Consider the following 18,871-nt stretch of genomic DNA (forward strand, 5'->3'; position numbering starts at 1 on the left):
GGCGGGATCAGCCCTCGGACTCGGCGGAACCGTCCGGTTCCTCCGGGGCACCGGAGCCCTCGGACAGGAAGGCCTCCAAGAGGGCAGCGTCCTCGCGCGCCTGCCTCCCCGAGATCGTGAGCGTCGCACCGTCCGAACGCCGCGTGACGCTGATCGTGCGATGGGGCACCCGTGCGAGCCAGGTCTGCACCAGTGAGACGGCTAGGGACCCGCCGGAGATCAGGAGGCCGACCAACGCCGTCACGTCCGCGCCCTTGTCAGTGCCGCCCGTCGGCTGCGCGGTGGGCAGGCGGAGGGTCGCTTCGGACTTGGCTGTGGCGAGCAGGGCGGCCAGCTCGCGGGCCTCCCGCCTGGCGCGCAGCAGGTCGCTGTCCAGGAATTCGATCCGGTGGTGCGTTTCCTGGAACGTTGCCACAACTCCCCCTTGCATCGGGCCTGTGCTGCTTCGCACGCGGAGTGACGAGCGTAGCCCAGAACCATGCGTTCGGACTGGCACTACGGCGCGAAGGCAGCAGCAGGTTAGCGTGAAAGTTGCGGGAGCACAGGCACATCAAAGCTCGGAAGCTGTGCGCTGGCGGACGGCGTTGGCGGCGAGTTCGGCGGTGATCAGCGTCGGGGCGTCGTTGAGCGGGGAGTCGTAGCCGTACATCAGCCGGCGAGGCGGTGGGAGATGAGACGGCGACCAGCGACCCGCGCGTACGGCCAGTCCTGTACGGCGGTGTACACGCGGCAGATTGCGCTCAAGGGCTGCACAGCGTGCGGGACCGCGAGAACATACCGGTATACGACAATCGCACCTGTGGGGACGGTACGCGCTGGACGGCCTCCTGTCCGCAGGGCAGGAATGCGGTCATACCGTTCCCCTCTCCGAGCAAGATGATCAGTCGGCGCTGTGGCTGGCTGTCCGGGTCGGTCCACGACGCCTCGGCAAATGCGGGTCGAACGCCGATGAACGTGGCGAGCCCTGACACGCTGCCGTGGTTACGGAGGTCTTCGGCACGGTCGCGGGCTTTGTCGCCGATCCATGGCGTCAAGGTCAGACCGAGGATGGCAAGGGCGACCAGGCAGAGGACGGCAGTTGAGCAGCCCCTCTTGCGCAGGTGGTGAATGAACGGAGCGTAGACGGCGGCGCCGAGGAGGCCACCAAGAGTGATGACGCCGGAGGCCCGGAGGGGGTTCCAGCCCGGAGCCATGACCGACACCCCGAGCACAATGCCGAGAGCAAGACTCGTCACGAGAGGAAACCCCCGTAGCGCTTCATGCCAAGCGGACGGGGTCACCCGTTTGATGACGACTGCGCCTGTGGTCAGGATCGGTACGCCGAACGCGGCGAGGAACGCGGCGATGACGCCGACGTGTGAGCAGCGTCTGCTTGTCGATTCCGACTTGCTCCGGCGTCAGGCCGAAAACGCCGAAATACTCGGTGACCGCCCAATAGGCCATGGCGAAGAGAAGCAGGCTCAGCAGGGCGAGCAGACTCGCTCCGAACTGCAGGAAGTCCTTGGTGGTGAACTGACTCTCCGGCGCGGCCGATGGCACCTGCGTTTCGGTGAGAGGAGGGGACACGGCCATGGGCTTCCTCAAGTCCGAGCGGGAGCGGAGCATGCGGGCACGATGGCTGCTCCACGCTGGGGACAACGAGCGCGTCGGCCAGGGGACATGGATCGCGGATTCGGAGGCGGGAAGTGGTCACCGCGTGCTACCGTCCGACTACAGATCAATAGGTGACCCCGGCGGTGCGGGAACACCCCGGGGCCAGGCACAGGGAGTTGGACCTCCTCATGCACGTGCACTTTATCGCGCCCGAACGCTACGTGCGGGCGTCACATGAGATCGTCCGCCACCCGCGTCTGCGGGCCACGGCGAAGACGCTACTGCTGTGGGCGCTGTCGCTGCCGCCCGGCAGCCGGGACACCGTCCTCACCATCGGCAGGCGGATGCCCGAGGGGCGCACGGCCGTTGCCCGGGCGCGGGCCCAACTGATCGAGGAGGGCTTCCTGCACGTCCGGCGCTCCCAGCACCCGACGAAGGGGACGTGGACGACGCGCGTCCTCGTCAGCAGCGTGCCGTTGACGGAGGCGGACGAGATCGAGGCGGCCTGGCGCACTGCGGTCCGAAACCCGGCAGTCGGTGAGGGGGAGGGCCGGGAGGTCGGCACTTCCCCCAAGGGGGAGAAGAACGAGGAGAACACCTCCTCCCGCGCGGGCGCGGTCGAGGGTGACGACAACGGCGGGGAGGCGCGGGCGGCTGCGGCTGGGCTCCTCGGTCGGCTGACTGCCAGGGACGGTCGCGTGCGGCTGGGGGCGCCCGAAGTCCTGGACCTCGCACCGCTGGTGGCGGACTGGCTCGCCCGGGATCCGGATGAGGGGCGGCTGCGGGAAGCGCTGTTGGGCAACCTGCCCTCGCATGTGCTGGCACCGGCGGGCTTCGTGCGGACGCGGCTGGAACGGCGGATGCCGGTGGCAGTGGTCATCGCTGGTGGCGACACCGCCGGTGGCGTAGACGAATGTGCGACGTGCGCGGACCCGGTGACGGGGGGACGCGCCGTCTGCCGACGCTGTGCGGGAGTTGCGCCTCCTGAAACCGGGCCGGATGCGGTGGCTGTGGCACGCAACCGGCGCGGCGCCGAACGCGCGCGCGGCTTGTTGCGCGGTGCGGTGGGCGGTGCATCGGCGGCGTAGTGGGCGTGAGTTCGCCCGCTGCGCCGCAGGCGAACGCGCCGGTCTGCGTACCGCCGTCTCTCAGGAGTCCGCGTCACTGCCGAGCTTGTCTCCGACGTGCCCGAGCCTGAACTTCCGTTCCTCGGGGACGAGACGGAAATGCAGCCGCCCGGCCCCCGGGGTGAAGCGGCCGTGCCAGGAGAAGCAGCGACTCTCGCCGTCGAGATCGGTGAAGGTGCACAAGCTCTGGCGGCTCTGGGACTCCGGAGTGATGTGCGGGTGCTGCCAGTCGGGCTCGGGTGAGGTCGCGGGGTCCCAGGTGGCGGCGGTCGCCTCCAGGTCGATCAGCAGCTTCCGCACCGGCCGGAGCCACTTCATGTCGAGGCGGCGGAGGCAGCGTTCGAAGCGGGGGATCTTCTGGAGATGCGGGAAGAACTCGTCCCAGGCGTCGAGGATCGCGGCGGGGGAGGTGAGCGAGGCCGTCGCCGTGTCGTGCGCCCAAGCCTTGTGCTCGTCGGCCTCGTCCGGGCTGGAGCAGTGCCGCGTACGGTCGCGGCTGCTCTCGATGCCGTCCTCGGTGAGGTGCTGGATGCCGACGTCGAGCCAGGAAGTTGCCCACGTGGGCGACACCGGGAGACTGACGGCAAGCCCGTCGGTGAGGTGCGCGAAGGCGATGCCTTCGACGGTGCGGCCGTCGTGCTGGTACTCGACCTCGTCCGGATCGAGCGTCAACTGGACGGAACCCCTGAACGGTGAGCGACTGCGCAGGGCGAGAAGGTACCGGTGCCGATCTCGATTCTGTCCGCTCGCGTTCACCCACTGCTGGTAGAGGTAGCCGCGCGCCAACTCGGTCGCCGGCAGGGGGCTCTTGGTGACCAGCTCGATGGACTGCCACTTCTTGACGTGCCGCAAGGTGTTTACGAATCCGGCCATCGCGGCGTCCACCTCCCTGGGACCGGAGTCGGACTCGCAGGACAGCTCGTTGAGAAACAGTGTCAGTGACACTCCCACCCCTGGGGTTCTGTTGAGGATCGACTTGCGGAACGTGGTGCGGAGGTCAGTCGAGGAGCTTCTCCAAGGAGTTCTCCCACTCGTCGAAGAACCCGGTCGGCCACTCGGAGAGCATGCCGTCCTCGCCCATGACGGGGCTGATCACCTCGGCGGTCTGCTCGTGGCGTCGGAAGAAGTGGACGGCGGTGGACGCGGCAGGGATGCGTCCGTCCTTCACGGCGATGCGCAGGCCGTTGAGGACGTGGTCGGAGTGGGTCTCCAGCAGGACCTGCGCCCCGGCGGCGACGGCGGCCACGGCCAGGTAGGCGAGCCAGGTCTGACCCTGCGGGTGAAGGTGCGCCTCGGGGTTCTCCAGGAGGATCAGGGACCCCGGTTGGGCCGACAGGCAGGCGACGACGATCGGCAGGGCGTAGGTCAGCCCGAAGCCGACGTTGGTCGGGCGGTAGCGGTTGGAGGCGGAGATGCCCGAGCCGAAGCCGTAGCTGAGGCGTACGGTGTCGGTCCCGTCGATGCCCACGGCCTGGAGGTTGACGCCGGGGCAGAGCCGCTGCATCCAGGCCTCGGTCTGGGAGAGGAGCGACGCGGACTGGGTGTCGTCCAGCCGGAGGGGGCCGGCCGCAATGGGGTCGTCCTGGTGGGAGCGGAGGAAGTTGACGGTGTGCTCTCCCCGGGAACCCAGGAATCCACGGCCCACGGCCGCTTGGTGGGAGCGCGGGTAGCTGACGGCCGGGACGATCCGGTCAGCCTTGAGGTACTGGAAGCCGGGCTGGAAGAGCGAGCACTCGTCCGCTTCGTGGGCGTCCGGGCCCATCGGACAGTCGGTCAACCTCAGCAGGTCGTCCTCCCGGCCGTACGCCGCGGACCAGTCGTGGCGGGTTCCGCCGGACGTCACGGAGAGTGTGATGCTGCGGTCGTCCACGGTGTCCGACTCGTGGCGTACGTAGGTGTCGTGTCGTACGTCCTGGCCGGTGCCGAGCTCGACGAGTTCGCCGTTGAGGAGGAAGCCGCCGCCGTCCTCGTAGAGGTGGAGGAGCCCGGCCTCGTGGGACTGGCGGAGGAGTGCGAGGGACTGGAGAACGGTGCTCTTGCCGGAGGAGTTCAGGCCGGTGAGGAGCGTGAAGGGGGCCAGGGCGATGTCCTGGCGTGCGAAGGCCTTGAAGTTGGTGATACCGAGGCGCTCAAGCATCAAGGGTCTCCTGGAGGATCCGGTTCATCTCGCGGAAGCGGTGCCTTACCTTGCCGACGTCGCCGGTGCCGGCCGATACGGCACCCATGAAGGTGGGGTCGTCCATCAGCTCCATGAACTTCTCCTCCACGACCGACCGGCGGTCTTCGAGGAGGTCGACCTCGTCAGGGAGCATGGCAGCCAGGCTGACCGACTCGATCTCGAACAGGGCCTTGTTGACCGGAGAACGGCGGTTGTACCCCGGGAACCTCTTCCGGAAGGCGTGTGCGCCGAAGATTCGCTCCGCCGCCCTCATCGAGTGGGCGAACTGGCCTTTCAAGGTGGCGAGTTCTTCGGGCGAAAGGGAGTTGATCCCGTGCATGGCGGACCGGAGGAATCCGTCGAAGTCCTGTGAGGCGTAGGACTCGGGCGAGTTGAGGCTGAACGCCAGGAAGCGAAGGCACATCTCGCGGTCCGACATGCGCTCCGGGGAGACGCTGTAGGACGTCGCGCTGAGGAACGGTTCAGTGTTGGCGAGCTCGTACAGGAAGGAGCGGGCCCGGCCCGGGATCAGTGCGTGGCGCAGTTCCTGGCGGGTCAGCGGGCGGCCACCGGTGTTGATGCGGGCGAAGATGTTGAACTTGACCTCCTCCGGCGTGCCGCGACGGATGAGGAGAACGACGAGTTCGGTCTCTTCGAGCCGGGTCTGGAGGCGGCCCGGGAGGTCGGCGAAGGAGCACCCGTTGAACTCGGTGAGGTACTCCAGGCCGGTGAGGCGGAGAGGTTCGGCCTCGATGGCGGCGGGGTCGACGAAGCGGGCGATGGTGGAGAGCCGCTGCACGCCGTCCACGATCGCCCAGGACTCCTCGTCCACCTCGGCGGCGTAAAGCGTCGGAAGGGTGATCCGGAGCAGCAGCGACTCGATCAGCCTGCTCTGGGCCTTGGCTGTCCAGATGCCGGCACGGCGCTGGAAATCCGGGGCGAGGTCGATGGTGTCGCGCCGGATGCGGTTGAGCAGAAGCGAGACCGTGGGGGTGCGGGTCTGCACTTCGATCTTGCTGGGATCGAAGGGGCTGGCGATCCGCTCACCGATGTCCTCGGACTCGACGCCGGAACTCTTGCCGCCGTCGTCGAACTCGACGGGGAGTTGGGTTCCGCGCTCGTCGAACGCGAAGAGCGTGTCCGGTGCGGGGTACTTGGACTTCCGGCCCGGGAGGTTGTTGCTGTCGGTCATGATCCATCCTCGTCGGGCGTAAGCGGGGTCCACCGGCCGGCAGCGATCTCCGCATCCAGGCGCGCTTGGAAGTGCGCGTGGGCGGCGCGCATTTCGGCCTCACGGTCGGCCTTGTAGAACGGCGCGGTGTAGCCCTCGGGTGGCGAGATGTATGCTGGGTCATTTACGTGATCGAGGAGGGTGGAGAAGGCGTCCTTACCCTGGCCGTGACCGAATGCATTGTGATTGCTGGCGATTTTGCGACCCTTGGCATCAAAATACATGCCAGCCTCGTAATCATAGAGTACGGGGTATCTGGACCTGTAAATCGTAACTAGCTGCTCTGCTGTGATCCCTAGCCAGACGGCGACTAGAGCGTCCATCTCTGTGAGTGCTGCTCGGCGCTCATATTCGGTGCGTAGTGGCGTGTGGTATCCCCACTCAGGTGTGAGGTTCTCGGCCAGTGGTGCCAGATTTTCCCAACCATCGGTGGCCCATGTCTCCCGCTCAGGCCACATTGGATCGAAAAGATCATGCCATAGGCTCGCATAGGCCGCGGTGAGGCAGTTTAGGCGCAATGTGCGAAGGAGAAGTGGCCCAGCGAGAGGGTGATTGGTGGACGCTGCGGGCATTTGGCGAACGCCTGATGGCGTAAGGTCGCCCCAGCCGGCGATGCGGATGAAATAGTCCAAGGGCAGCGATGCCCAGAACCCCGCGTTAAGGGAAGTGGACCTCAAATCCCTAAGCTTCATCGAGTAGACCGAGTGAACGTGTGCAGGTCCAGGGGGAATGATGCTCGCGAATAGACTTCGCTCGCCATTTGAGGGAGTCCTCTTCCGCCATGCAATTCGATAATAGCTTGTGTAAGGGGTTCCATCCCAAGTGTCTTGTTCCTGGGTGTATCGAGTCTCTTCGCAGGCTCGATAAAAATTAGTCACCCATAGAGAGTTCTCGGGCAGCAGTGATAGGTCTACTGGGCGATCGGAGCTGCCGAAATTCGGTGGTTGTTTGGCAAAGGGTGTTGCCACTGCGATATGGGCAGGCTGCAAGATGACCTCTTCGGCTATGCTTGGGGTCGAGAGAATCTTGCGGATTATCCCATTTCGCCGGTCGGTTGACTCGTTGTAGCCCTGAGTGAAGCTCGGCTCCAGTGAATCAATTCGATCGGTAAATCGCGACATTGCATCGATCGCGGGCTGCTCAACGATTGTCACTGGGTGAAGCATGGCGGCTTCGCTGGCTGTGGTGGCGCCTTGTTGGGTCAGGGAGCTCCAGCTGCTAAGTCGAGTTTCATCGACGTTGATGATTCTGGAAATGTGTGGGCGAATATCCCATGCCCCTTGGAATTTAATCCCAGGGGGCTCTCCGGAGCCATCATGAGTGAAGGATTCGACTGCGATTTCGGCCGCGTAGAGGTGGCTCAGGTGGTCAAAATGGATGCGTCCCGCATGTCCGTAGATGTGGATACCGAAGGAGGTGGTGTCACCTACAGGCTTCGGGAATGCCCAGTTTGCCCCATTCACGAAACCGGCGTGAACCTTCAGGCGTGCGTATGCGGCCTTGCGAATCCTGCCATCCTTTACTCCGCCAAAATGCGTGTCCGGGTGAATGAGGCCAGCGGTTCCGGAGGCTGCTAGATTGTTCCATGCGCGGCACATAAAAGCGCGATAGAAGTCGGTTCGGGTTCCTTCTATTAGTGGATAGGTAGATCTGCTGCTCAGCGAGGCGGTCGTGCCTGTGTTGGCGGACCGCTCCGAAAGGAAGAAGTTGACTACCCGCGGGTCATTTTCCAGCGTTTTCGTCGACCGTGTCTTCCAATCTTCTGCGCTGGGATTATCTGAAAGAATGAACCATGGTTCGATCTCGGCCAGTATCAGGGCCTCCTGCCAGTCAGGCTGAACCCACGGAGGGTTGCCCACCTGGAGGTCGTATCCGCCTACGGCGAAGACCTGCGCGAACTCCAGCTCCCAATGGAAAAATCCCAGCGCTTCGGCCACGTCCCGCGCGACTGAGGCCCACGGGAAACGGGACTCTAGCCAGTGGGCGCGATCCATGCCCATGAGGTCGGGCAGCCCGTCCTCGTAGGGGGTCAGCTCCTCAAGGGTTTCGAAGGCCGACACCAGGGACTCGGCTGGCACTTCGTGAGTACCGAGTAGCGCCTCAGCGAAGTCGAGCCAATCGTCCAACGAAGCGAGGGCGATCACAGAACGCCGCACTTCTCGGATTGCCTCCTTGCGGCGGCCTGTCCTGCGGCGGCGTTCGAGCGCCTGCATAGTCAGTTCGCCGGACTCACCGAAGCCTCCGAACAGGTCCTCCGCCTCCCAGGACAGGAGGACCTGTGGCGAGCCATCTTCGACAGCCACGGAGACGGGGGGATCCTGCACGCGCTTGTACCGGTCTGCGCTGCCGTCCAATAGCGCGGCCTCCTGGACGGGCCAGAACCACAGCGCGCACCATGCATCCATCAGCGTCTTGAGACGCCAGTACGGGGTGTCGACCGCGAGTAGGTCCGCCAGGACCTCTTCCCGCTGCACAGCGACCTCGGGGCTGCGCAGCCACTCCTCCTCGGTACCCCATACGTCGATGCGCCTGGAAATATCACGCTCGGAGATCTCCAGGCGTCGTACCACCAGGCTCCACAGGTACTCGGCTCGCCGGGCGAGGCCCTGGAGACGGGTGACCTGCTTGGCGTTGGGAGACTTGGTGATCGCTCGGCGCCACGCGCCCAGCGCCTTCGCAGCCTCAGGGGCCAGCGCCTTCGCCTCCTTCTCGGCAGCGACCGCGCCCCACTCCTTCGCCGGCAGCAGGAAGTGGTGGACCGAGCCCTCGGGGAGCGGAACCCCGTTCACTGCATCCGCTAGCGGGAAGCGCTCGGGCGTCGTCCCCAGCCATCCACCCTTCTTCAGCTTCTCCGCCGGGTACACCTCCCGCCGCCCACCGATCAGCGAGTTGCCGCGCCGCAGGTGCAGGCCGAACCAGGGGGCTTCCATACCGGGGTGCATGGTGTTCAGCCACAGCGAAACCTCGGCCAGCTCGACCGCCGTCTCGTTGAGGTCCACCCCGTACGAGTTGTGCAGGGCGATGTACGCCTTCACCTTCTGCAGTTCAACCGGGTACTTCTCCGTGTCGATGGCGACGCCCAGCTCGTCCTGGCGCCGCCGCAGGTACTCGGCCGCTACCTGGTTGATCGCCTCGTTGAGGAACGCGCCCGACCCGAGCGCGGGCTCGCAGATCTTCCAGTCCAGCAGCTCGCGGGCTTCCGTAGTCGTCCCGTCCTGGTCCAGGCGGTGCTGGAGGGTGAGCTGCACGGTGACCTTGGTCAGCGACTCCGGCGTGTAGTACGACGCGGAGGTCTGCCGGTCGCGACCGGACAGCCGGTAGACGAAGGAGCCCGGCTTGTGTCGGACCGGCACCTCCTCGCCGGTGTCCTCGTCCCGGGTCCGCACGAACACGCTGTCCGGGTACTCGTCGACCTTCGACTTCGGGATCAGCCAGGATCCGTCCTTCGGGTCCCCGCCCTTCGCGACCTCGTACAGCTCCTTGTCCGAGACGAAGCCGTTGTACGACATCAGCCCCTCGTACACCGCGCCCAACTGGTTGATGCCCAGCTGTGCGTACGAGATGAACCCGCCGCGCTCGCCCTTCCGCCCCTTGGTGAGCATCAGCAGGCGCAGCACCTTGTACAGCGTCGCATTGCGCAAACGCGTGTCGAGGTAGCGCTCCTCGCCCGTCTCGTCGGCGTCGAAGCGAGGGTCGGGTACCGAAGACGCGCCGATCAGCTTGATGGACTCGGGCTCGAACAGCTTGGAGTGCAACGGCTCGAATCGAAGCCCGATGTCCTCCGAGGCCTTCTCCTCCACGACCCCGTGCGTCCGGCGCGGCCGGTAGCCCTCCTGGACCTTCCCGAAGAGCAGGTCCAGCGACTCGTACAGGTAGAACCCCCGACGCGACTTCTCGTCCACCAAATCCCGCTCGGCGACGAGTTCGCCCAGCCGCCCCAGCCCGTACCCCTGCTGGTACTCCGGGTAGTCCGCCGGCAGGATGCCCAACTCCGGACGGGCCTCCGCGTACAGCAGGAACAGGATCCGGTACAGATACCGCAACGACTCCCGCGTCAGCTGCCTCCCCAGCTCGGGGAGCTCCATGACGTCCTCGGGCCGGACACCGTCGTTCTCACGGATGCGGTCCAGCACCTCGTTGGCGATCAGCTCGACGCTCGCCCGCAGTCCGTCGCGCAGGTCGCTCGACACACCCACCGCGTGCTTGGTGGACTTGTCGACCAGCTCCGCGAGCGGGTTCTCGCCGCCCGCCTCCGGCGTGCGCAGCGAGTCGGCGCCGAACAGCGCGGCCACCGTGTCGAGTTCGCCGCCGGCCTTGGTGTCGTTGCGCTCCAGGGCGCCGTCCAGCGAGACTGCGAGGTAGCGGCCCTCACCCCAGGTCATCCGGTCGGCGAGGACGACGACACCGCCCACCAGCAGCAGCACGTACCGGGGCGCGTCCTCGCACGCGAACAGGAACGAGGCGAGCTTCGACCCGGTGACGAGGCTGTGCTGCCCGTCCAGCACCAGCGGTTCGAGCAGGCGCCCCGACCCGTCCGGGTCGAGGGCCGCGTCCGGCTCGGCGGCCCAGCCGCAGTCCAACGCGACGAGGCCCTTCTCGCTGTGGGCAACCCGCACCTGGTGGGCCTGGTCGGCCCGCTCGACCGTGATCGTCCCGGGCTTGGCGTCGAAGCCTAGGGCCAGCAGCACCCGCGCGTTGAGCGCACGCACGCGCTCGCACCAGGCGGGGGAGCCGTAGGTGGTGGTGTCGTCATCGGCCGAGGCCTGGCCGTCGTCCGCCGCCTCCGCCCCGGCGAAGCCGGCCCGCGAGCGGAAGTAGGGGCGGCGCAGGGCCCGCAGGCCGGCCCGCGGGGTGACGGGCAGGGCGTCCGGGTCCTGCTCCGCGTCATCGGCCGCAGTGGCAGCCTTCGCCGCCTCCTCGCGCTCTTTCCACACGCTCAGCAGCCCGGACTTGAGGTCCTTGGGCAGGACCTCGGCCAGGTAGTGGGCGGAGAAGTAGTCGCCGCGGTTCACCAGGGAGTCGTACGTCATAACGGGTATCTCTCAGAGGTCAGACGGCCTGGGGCGGCGTGGGGGCGAGGACGGCGAGGACGCGGAGCAGCGGCCGGCCGGTGGTGAGCAGGGAGTCGGCGATGCCGGCGAGCCGCTGCTTGGTGCGCTCACCTGCGAGGGTCGGCTGCTCCCAGGCGCCGAGGCGGAGCCGGTACTTTTCGATCGGTTCGCGCAGCGGTTCGTCCCAGGCCTCCCGGTGGTGCTCCAGGAACGCCTCCGCACGCTCCAGCGCGGCGGGGATGCCGTCCTGGAGCCGGTCGACGGGCCAGTGCTTCAGCGGGTTGGCCATGGTGGGCCCGACGCCGGCGCGGCGGAGTATCGCCACCATGTCGTCGTCGACGGCACCGTCCCGGGTGACCGCCATCCACTTGACCACCGTGGGCCGGCCGAGGGCGTTGGAGTAGACGCCCTGGATGAGGTACGTGGGCTCGGCGACGTCCGCGGTGATGACCAGCGCCTCCTGGCGCCCGAGGCGTACGAGCACCTTGTCGGTGAGCCATTCCACCACCGGGTGGAGGTCGGTGAGCAGCGAGATCTCCGGCCAACTGGAGGTGGAGGACTCGCGGGCCCGCTGGAGGGAGTGTTCGGCGAGGCGGCGGTTGAGGGTGACGAGCAGGCGCTCGCGCAGCCGTTGTTCGCGGACGTAGTCGAGCGGGAGCGCCTTGAGCCGGTGGACGAGGTCGGCGGGCGGGCGGAAGGAGATCAGGCCGGAGGTCTCGTCGCGGTCCATCTCCAGGGTGCTCTGGGCGTCCGGGAAGACCTCGCGCAGGGCCTCGTCCAGGAACTCCCGGGTGGAGGCGAAAAGGCGCGGGACGTCGGCGCGCGGCACGGAGGTGTCCTCGCCGGTGGGCTCCTCGCCGACCGTTCCGAAGAAGTCGGCGAGGAAGTCGTCCATGCCTTCGGCCTCGCCGGCCTGGTCGGCCCGTGGGCGGTGCGCCTCCAGGGACTCGTCCACCGTGCGGCCGCGCAGCAGGTCCTGGATGAGCGACTTCTCCTCGGCCTCCGCGCGGTAGAGGCCGGTGACGGCCTCCGCGGTGCCGAGCTTCTGGTGGGTCTCGCGTTCGCGGTCGAGCAGGCGCTCGGCGACGAGGGTGTCGTCCTTGGCGCCCTCGATCTCGCTGGTGAGGATCAGCGCACGGAACTCGGGTGCGTGGGCCTGGCCGTAGCGGTCGATGCGGCCGTTGCGCTGCTCGATGCGGATCAGCGACCACGGCACGTCGTAGTGCACCAGTTGGCTGCACTGGCGGTGGAGGTTGACGCCTTCGGAGGCGACGTCGCCGGTGAGCAGCACGCGTACAGGGGTGTCGGCGAGGCCGAAGTCCTCGACGCACTGCATCTGCTGTTCGTCGCTGAGGCCGCCGTGCATGAGGCGGACGGCTCCGGCGCCCGCCCGGCCCTTGAAGCCGAGTGCTGCGGGGAGGACGGAGTGCAGCCATTCCAGGGTCTGCACGCGTTCGGAGAAGACGACCACGCGGGTGTCGGAGCCAGGCCCCACCCCGATCGCCCGCAGCTCGGAGACGAGCGCGGTGAACTTCGCCGAGTCCGTGTCGGACATCGCGCCCGCGAGGTCGCGCAGCCGGAGCAGGGCCTCCCGCTCCGCGGCCACCGCGGACTGGCTCTCCTTCTTCTCCAGGGTCTTGATCCGCGTTTCGACGGTGGCCTTCAGCGCGGCGGGCGAGGACAGGAAGGACTTGAGCAGGGTGTAGGGGAAGAGCGGTACGTCGCTGACCGACTTCCGGCCGTTGGAGGGCAGCCAGACCTCGGCCAGCTTCTCGAAGACCTTCTCCTCGGCCGGGGTGGCCGCGCAGCGGACCGATCGGGAGGGGCCGCGGTCCGCCCACTGCCCCTTCATCTGTTCGCGCACCTCCTGGCTGATCTTGGTGCGGCGGATGAAGAGGTGCTCGATGTCCTCGGCCCGGTAGTTCTCCGGGTCGCGGATGGCTGCCGGGTCGAGAAGACCGATGAGCTCGGCGAAGGACTTCGCGTCGCCGTTGTGCGGGGTGGCGGAGGCGAGGATCAGGGCGTCCGTACGCGGGGCCAGGATCTGGGCGAGTTGGTTGCGCAGCGAGCCGCGGTTGATCAGGTTGTGCGATTCGTCGATGACGACCGCGTCCCAGCTGATCCGTTCCAGGTGGTGCTTGTACTGGTCGGTGTTCTTCAGCGTGTCGATCGAGACGATGACGCGCTTGAAGTAGGTGAAGGGGTTGCGGCCGGCGGGGATCTCGCGCTGGATCCGTTCGATGCCGACCGAGTCCAGCCGGATCAGCGGAATCGCGAACCGCGTCCACAGCTCGTGCTGGAACTGCTCCAGCACGTGCTGCGGGGTGACGACGAGGATGCGGTCCCCGCGGCCGCGCCGGATCAGTTCGGCGAGGGTGAGCCCGATCTCCAGGGTCTTGCCGAGGCCCACCACGTCGGCGATCAGCATCCGGGGCCGCAGGTTGCGCCCGGACAGGGCGAGCTGGGCCGGCCGCTGCTGGTAGGGAAGGGGGTCCAGCAGGAAGGAGTCGGCGAGGGCGAGGCCGCGTTCGGACTGGGGCAGGGCGGTCCGGCGCAGGACGGCTTCGAGGAAGAGGCGGGAGCGGCGGAAGTTCGGCGAGTCGTCGGCGACGAGCTTCGTCTGCCGGGGATCGACCAGCTCGATCCCGTCCAGGGCGGTGAAGAAGACCGCCTCCTGGTCGCGGACGAAGTCCGAGACGCCGACCACTTCGACCCGGGCGCCGTCGTGCTCGGTGAGCGAGCTGTTCCGTACGAGCCACACTTCGTCCCGAACGAAGACCTGCGCGCCCGCCGGATACGGGTCCTCCATGGTCCCGGTCGGTTCGGCGCTGCTCAGCTCGGGGGTCACCCGCTGCCTCCTGTGGTCATCGTGTCGTGCGGTGGCGGCGGCCGTCCGCTGGGGACAGCGCACCAGGTGAAGAGCTTACGGCGAGTGCGGGGGAGGGCGGGCCGCACTCAGAACGGGGCCTTGGCCGCGTAGGCCTCGCGCAGCTGTTGAGCGGTGCGGCGGGCCTGCGGGGATCGTCGGGGCGGGCGGGGCGCCGGTGCCGAGGGCGGGGCGGGCGGCGCATCGGCGGGCGGGGCCGGCACCGCAGGGACGTCCTTGCGCGTCGGCGTGTAGTCGTGATCGCCGTGGGGTGCGGGGCCCGGCGGCGGGACGTCGGCAGGCGTGGGAACGGAGCCGCCAGGTGCTGGGGTCGTCACCGTGGTCGCGTCGGCCGGGGTGGGGGAGGGGGCCTGGACGGCCGGCGCCGTCGTTCCGGGCGCGGGGGCCGGAGGCGCCGAGGTCAGCGCCGTCAGCCGTCGGCGGGCCTGGGCGACCTTGAGCCCCTGGGCCTCGATGACGGAGCGGAACTGCTGGACCACGGAGGGCAGGGACGGCCGGTCCCCGGCCTCGTGGGCCAGCATCGAGGCCAGGACCGGCGACAGTTCGGCAGGGACGCCGGTCAGGTCCGGAGGCGTTTCCGGATCGGTGACCATGTGGAAGAGCACGTGGACGTTGGCGGCCTGGTAGGGGTACCGGCCGGTCAGCGCGAAGAGGAGGACCGCGCCCAGCGCGTACGCGTCGACCGCCTCGGTGAGCGGCTTCACGCCGTTGGCCTGTTCCGGCGCCATGCACATGGGTGTGCCGACGACCGTGTTCGGGGCGGTGAGCGATGAACCCGACTCGGCGAACACCGCGAGGCCGAAATCGATGATCTTGGGGCCGTTGGGTCCCAGCAGGACGTTCGCGGGCTTGAGGTCCCGGTGCAGCAGTCCTTGCTTGTGCACCAGGGCAAGGGCCTCGGCGAGAGTCGCGCCGAGCGAGGCGACCAGGACGGCCGGGAGCGGCCCGTACGCGGCCACGTGCTTGCGGAGGTCGGCGCCCTCCACGTACTCCGTGGCCAGCCACGGTGGCTCCGCCTCGGGATCCGCGTCCAGGAAGGCGGCGACCCGGTTCCCCCAGACGGTCTTCAGGACCTCGATCTCCTGGGCGAACCGCAGCCGGGTCTCCGAGTCGACCAGGGACGGCTTGATCACCTTGACCGCGGCCTGTTCCCCACCGGGGGACTCGCCGAGGTAGACCTGACCCATGCCCCCCTGGCCGATCCGGGCAAGGAGTTCGAAGCCACCGATCTCGGGCGGGTCCTCGGGGCTCAGGGGACTAGTCGTGTGCACGCCCATCCTCGTCGTGGTGCTGATCGGATACGTCCTGTGGCCACCGTAGTGGACGCCGTCCGGTCGAGCGGGTGGATCGGGAGACGCGACCGGGCAGCCGGCGGTGATGGTTCAGTGGGGCTCCAGGTGCCGGGCGATCGCGGCGATCTCGGCCAGGAGTTCCGCGGGCGGCCGCTCCAGATCCAGGGCATGCTGGTGGACCGTCACTCCGGCATGGCGCACCCGGTGCGACGTGCGCCGGGCGCTGCCCTTCGCGTACACGAGGTGACCCTCGGTGAGCCTCAGTGCGGTGCAGTAGGCGAGCATCTGGTAGAGGTCGGCATCCGGATAGCCGGCGGGCTTCTCGGCCTTGTACTTGGCGTCGGCGACGCCGCGGGGTGTTCCGTCGGGGCCGTAGTGGACGAGGTCGGGCCGCAGCCGGACGGCGCCGAGATCGTCGAGGTGGTGGTGCGGCTGGAGGCGGCAGTAGCCGTCGCTGTCGCGCAGCGCCTCCCGCAGGGCGACCGTGGTGAAGTCCTCGAACAGCTTGTTCATGTCGAACAGGAATCCGCTGGTGCGGACATCGCCCGCGCGGTGGTCCACGGACCCGCCGCGAAGGACGGCGGCGGCGAGGCGCAGCGCCGGTTGGTAGTGGGCGTTCAGCCGTGACGGCGTCCAGTCGGGCAGGGCCCGGCCGGGAACCAGACGGGTCGCGTCCGCCAACCGTGCGTGCTGGCGCAGCAGTCGGCGGCGCACGGCCGGAGCGACCCCCGGCAGTCGGAGCACGCGCTCGGTGGCGGCGCGGAGCAGGCGGTTCTCGGCCGTGTCGATGGTGAACCGGTCGTAGGTGACCTCCACCGGGAGCATCGAGCCGAGGCGGCGGCGGATCTGGTCGCCCTCGCGGATGCGGCCCCGCACGACCAGGCTGCTCTCGTCCGTGGCGCGGTAGCCCTTGAGCGGTCCTGTGCGGAGGGCCACGCGGAGCAGGCGCTCGAATGCGTGGGCGATGGCCGGCAGCAGTCCCTCCTGCTCGGCCAGCTCCACCGGGTCGTCCTTCCAGCCCCTGGGGTCGAGGGCGTACCCGAGCAGGAAGAAGAGCCGGGTGATCTTCAGTTTGGGGGTGATGCGCAGCAGTGTCGGCGTGCCACCCGGCACGAATACCGTCACCGCGCCGACCTTGCTGCCGGCCTTCAGCAGCCAGTGGCCGGGACGATCGGGATCGGGTGTTGCCGTGATGATCCGGGAGGCGGCCAGTGCCCGGCCGGCGGCGGAAGCGATGGGGAAGGAAACCGGGCGGGCGTGCTCGACGAGTTCGATGGCGGTCATGCGGTGGAGGCGCCGCGGCGGTGACGTATCGCCGCGCGAAGGGTTTCCAGCCCGTAGCGGGCTTCGACGTCGACGCCCTCGCCGTAGTGGTGTTCCTCCAGCAGGGGAAGGATCTTGGTGCGCCAGGTGCGTTCGAGCCCGCCCTCGCGGTGGACGCCCTTCTTCATCAGGTACGAGGGGCCGAACATGAACTCCGAATCGTCGACCCGTGCGTTGAGGGCGTCCAGGAGGTCGGCCGGCTCGTCGTCCTTGCCGACCGCCCTGAGCCATCGCCGCAGCAGTCCGCGGGTGGGTTCGACCCGGGGTGACAGTTCGACGAAGGCGAAACGGCGACGCATGGCTGCGTCGACCAGGGCGATCGACCGGTCGGCAGTGTTCATGGTGCCGATCACGAACAGGTTGGGCGGCAACGCGAAGTCGTCCCCGGAGTAGGTCAGACGCACGGACCTGTCCCGGTACTCCAGGAGGAAGTACAGCTCGCCGAAGACCTTGGCGAGGTTGGCCCGGTTCATCTCGTCGATGACGAGGAAGTGCGGTACGTGCTGGTTGCCCTCACGGGAGGCGAGGTCGGCCAGCTCGCGCAGCGGTCCGGGTGTCAGGCGGAACGCGACCTCCCGGGAGTCGGGGTCCTCCTGAGGCCGGAAGCCCTCGAAGAAGTCCTCGTAGGTGTAACTGGGGTGGAACTGGACCAGTTTGACCCGTTCGGGGCCGCCGCTCAGGAATTCGGCGAGCTTCAGGGCGAGGTGGGTCTTCCCTGTGCCGGGAGGGCCGTACAGGACCAGCTGCTGTTCGTCGCAGAGGAGATCGCGGATCTCCTGGAGCCATGCCCGGTCGTGCACGTGCAGCTCGTCGGCGAGATCCTGCCCGGGCTCGGGCAGTTCGGCCTCGCGAAGTGCGGCGGCGGGCGATCCGGTGCCCAGATCCTGCCCCATGAAGTCGGACAAGGGGCGGCCGCCAGCCGTCCTCCACACCTCCCAGCCGTTGACGCTGCTGCCGGTCAGGATCGAACCGGCGGCGGACGGAGAGGTGCACTCGACGTCCTCGGAGACCTCCAGCCATCCGGGCCACTGTTCGGACGGCTGGATCGTCCCGTCCTCGATCAGCTGCTGCCGGATCCGGTGGTACGTGTTCGTTCCCAGCGCGAACGACGGCACCACCTCGGAGCGCGCCGGCGACCCCGCCCTGATCACGAACTTCTGGATCCCACTGGCCCCGTCGGCCAGCAGACGGCCGTGCGCGACCGGGCCGCCCTTCGGTAGGCGCAGTTGGAACGCCGGATAGTGCTCGGACATGTTGCTTCCCGCCCCTGATGGCATGGTGTCGCCGAAGATCGTATCCGGACGGTGCGACAGGGCGGTCGGTGAGCATCGGTGGGCGGGGCGTCGGTTGGCACGCCGAACGGGACTGCTCCATGATCGCCCCTGAAGGAGTGCGGGCACTGAGGTAAGGGGTGGGCCATGGGTTCCGGACAGTCGACGGGCGTTGCACCGGAGGGGGACTGGCCGTTCGCGGTACTGATGCCGAGGAGGGACTTCCTCCGGGCCGCGGGACGGTTCGACGGCGACGCCACAGCCATGTTGCGGCAGTCGGTGGAGACGGCGGGAAGGGCGTTCGACGCACTCGACGCCTGCCATGAGGTGCTCGATCGGGCCACGATGAAGGCGAGGTCGATCGCCGAGGAACTGGGCCGCTGCCTGGTCGCCGAGAACGAGCACGAGGTCCCGAGGCTGCTCTTCCGCTTGCAGGGTCTCGCCGACCGGGTCCGACAGTCCGAGGAGATCCGGGCCGTGGTCAGCCGGATCCTGGGTCAGGGCGAGCAAGCGCCGGTGGCGTCCCGGACGGTGCCGCACCTGGCCGAGGAGCAGCTTCCCCGTGTGCCCACGCTCTACGAAGAGGAGGACGGAGCGCACTACGAGGATCTCGCAAGCATGCTGGAAGCCAAAGCCGAGAGACTCCCGGAGCGGGCGCACGCCGAGCGGGCGGCGCAGGTCGCCCGGCACCTGACGACCGTGGTGGCCGACATGGTGGAACAAGGCTTCGTGGACGAGGAGTTCACGGCTGCCGCGTTGAAGGAGGCCCGTTCTGCCTGTGCGTTGTGGTCGCGCTGCCTCGCCGAACGGCGCCGAGACCTTCAGTAGCCGCCGGCCGCGGGCCGCGGTACGGCTCCACCGGGAGCAGGCGCCGGCTTCGGCGAGGTGCGCGGCTGTGCTGTGGCGCTGCCCGCTCGGAGCTACTGCCGGTCGCTCCC

General features: G+C 68.1%; 13 protein-coding genes. 2 read left to right on the forward strand and 11 right to left on the reverse strand.

What is annotated here, in order from left to right:
* Positions 1–7 precede the first annotated feature (7 nt).
* From ACIQI7_RS04675 to ACIQI7_RS04685, 3 genes are all read right to left on the reverse strand, one after another.
* Complete coding sequence (locus tag ACIQI7_RS04675; RefSeq protein ID WP_401105107.1) at positions 8–415, reverse strand: hypothetical protein; 408 nt, start codon at positions 413–415, stop codon at positions 8–10.
* A 325-nt stretch (positions 416–740) separates the two neighbouring features.
* Positions 741–1,235 (reverse strand): hypothetical protein, encoded by a 495-nt coding sequence (locus ACIQI7_RS04680; RefSeq protein ID WP_401105109.1) that lies wholly within the window; start codon positions 1,233–1,235, stop codon positions 741–743.
* A 22-nt stretch (positions 1,236–1,257) separates the two neighbouring features.
* Positions 1,258–1,572, reverse strand: a complete 315-nt coding sequence (locus tag ACIQI7_RS04685) for a hypothetical protein (RefSeq protein WP_401105111.1) — start codon at positions 1,570–1,572, stop codon at positions 1,258–1,260.
* A gap of 209 nt (positions 1,573–1,781) precedes the next feature.
* Between ACIQI7_RS04685 and ACIQI7_RS04690 the strand changes: the two genes are divergently transcribed.
* The gene (locus ACIQI7_RS04690; RefSeq protein WP_401105113.1) at positions 1,782–2,681 is read left to right on the forward strand and encodes a hypothetical protein; all 900 of its coding nucleotides are present in this window, start codon (positions 1,782–1,784) and stop codon (positions 2,679–2,681) included.
* A 60-nt stretch (positions 2,682–2,741) separates the two neighbouring features.
* Here the strand turns inward: ACIQI7_RS04690 and ACIQI7_RS04695 are convergent, their stop codons facing one another.
* The 8 genes from ACIQI7_RS04695 to ACIQI7_RS04730 form a co-directional block, all read right to left on the reverse strand.
* Entirely contained in the window at positions 2,742–3,665 is a 924-nt protein-coding gene (locus ACIQI7_RS04695) for a hypothetical protein (RefSeq protein ID WP_401105115.1), read from the reverse strand.
* Between the two features lie 52 nt (positions 3,666–3,717).
* Positions 3,718–4,857, reverse strand: coding sequence for a DUF3696 domain-containing protein (locus ACIQI7_RS04700; RefSeq protein WP_401105117.1), 1,140 nt, complete (start codon positions 4,855–4,857; stop codon positions 3,718–3,720).
* Positions 4,850–6,070, reverse strand: coding sequence for a DUF262 domain-containing protein (locus ACIQI7_RS04705; protein WP_401105119.1), 1,221 nt, complete (start codon positions 6,068–6,070; stop codon positions 4,850–4,852). Before ACIQI7_RS04705 ends, ACIQI7_RS04700 begins: the two co-directional genes overlap by 8 nt.
* Entirely contained in the window at positions 6,067–11,139 is a 5,073-nt protein-coding gene (locus ACIQI7_RS04710) for a class I SAM-dependent DNA methyltransferase (RefSeq protein WP_401105121.1), read from the reverse strand. Before ACIQI7_RS04710 ends, ACIQI7_RS04705 begins: the two co-directional genes overlap by 4 nt.
* Positions 11,140–11,158: 19 nt before the next feature.
* Positions 11,159–13,969 (reverse strand): DEAD/DEAH box helicase, encoded by a 2,811-nt coding sequence (locus ACIQI7_RS04715; RefSeq protein ID WP_401105681.1) that lies wholly within the window; start codon positions 13,967–13,969, stop codon positions 11,159–11,161.
* Between the two features lie 146 nt (positions 13,970–14,115).
* Positions 14,116–15,318: a protein kinase gene (locus tag ACIQI7_RS04720; RefSeq protein WP_401105123.1), complete on the reverse strand. Its 1,203-nt coding sequence runs from the start codon at positions 15,316–15,318 to the stop codon at positions 14,116–14,118.
* Positions 15,319–15,429: 111 nt separating this feature from the next.
* A complete protein-coding gene (locus ACIQI7_RS04725; RefSeq protein WP_401105125.1) occupies positions 15,430–16,623 on the reverse strand; it encodes an McrC family protein in 1,194 nt (397 codons plus the stop codon).
* Positions 16,620–17,915 (reverse strand): DUF4357 domain-containing protein, encoded by a 1,296-nt coding sequence (locus tag ACIQI7_RS04730; protein ID WP_401105127.1) that lies wholly within the window; start codon positions 17,913–17,915, stop codon positions 16,620–16,622. The genes ACIQI7_RS04725 and ACIQI7_RS04730 overlap by 4 nt, the downstream gene beginning before the upstream one ends.
* A gap of 165 nt (positions 17,916–18,080) precedes the next feature.
* Here ACIQI7_RS04730 and ACIQI7_RS04735 point away from each other — a divergent pair, with 165 nt between their 5' ends.
* Positions 18,081–18,761 (forward strand): hypothetical protein, encoded by a 681-nt coding sequence (locus ACIQI7_RS04735; protein ID WP_401105129.1) that lies wholly within the window; start codon positions 18,081–18,083, stop codon positions 18,759–18,761.
* Positions 18,762–18,871: the final 110 nt, after the last annotated feature.

It is taken from the genome of Kitasatospora sp. NPDC092039, from assembly GCF_044756065.1.
GTDB lineage: Bacteria > Actinomycetota > Actinomycetes > Streptomycetales > Streptomycetaceae > Kitasatospora.